The sequence below is a fragment of the Vibrio sp. 1580 genome (genome assembly GCF_033340055.1).
Genome location: NZ_JAWOVT010000138.1, coordinates 1 through 871 on the forward strand (window position 1 = coordinate 1; position 871 = coordinate 871).

Below are 871 nucleotides of genomic sequence, written 5' to 3' on the forward strand. Positions count from 1 at the left end.
CGAGAATGATTTACAAAACCACATAATAATCTGATATATAAAGAGTATTTTTTATTCTATCGTTTTAAACACAAAAAAAGCGTTGTATAAACAACGCTTTGTCAGTACTAAAATAAAACCGCAATTACACTGTCGGGATAGATGCGCGCCACGCTTGGTTCTGACTATCAGAGATAGAACGGAACAGCTCACGCAACTCTTTAAGCAACCCTTCTTGGAAGCCGATGTTCTCATCTGCTTTTTGCTTCGCTGCTTGAGCACGCGTCGCTTGCACTTCATCGTCCTTGCTGCGAGCTTGCGCTTTAGTTTGTTCAACGTTCGATGCTGAGTTTGCCATCTGTCCAAGAGCTTGAAGAATCGCGTTCTTCGCTTGGTTTGAGCTCATCAGTTTATCGAACTTGCGACCGCCGCTAGTCAATTGAGCCGTGGTGTCTGCAATGCTGTCTTTCGCTAGCGAATGTGCGCGTTTTACTTGATCTTGCTGAGTTTTTGACAAGTTACCGTTGTTCATCAACTCTTCTACTTGATCGAAGCCCGCCTTTTGCGTTTTCAGCACGTTGTTGCTTGCCATCTCGGTCTTAATTTCTTTACCCGCTTTGAACGAACCAAGCGCACCGATAATTGCTGTAGCACCCGCTAACACACCAGATACAACCGCCATCGCGATCATCGCGCTAGCAGAGTTGTTCAGCTCTGCCGCTTGGCTTTGCAAACTCGCAACGTTGGCTTCAACCGCAATTTCACGTTGAAGCACTTGCTGTTCACGGCTTAGCTTCGACACTTGGTAAAGCAGCGTCAACAAAGACAGCGATTGAGAAACCGCGTCCGAAGGTGATTTGATCACTTCCTCACCGTTCAGCACTTTCGCGGT

General features: G+C 46.4%; 1 protein-coding gene. It reads right to left on the minus strand.

All coding sequences use genetic code 11. The features are described 5' to 3' along the window. Positions 1-124: 124 nt before the first annotated feature. A partial coding sequence (gene vopD, locus R7093_RS24575) for a type III secretion system translocon subunit VopD (protein WP_318146932.1) occupies positions 125-871 on the minus strand: 747 nt, incomplete at its 5' end.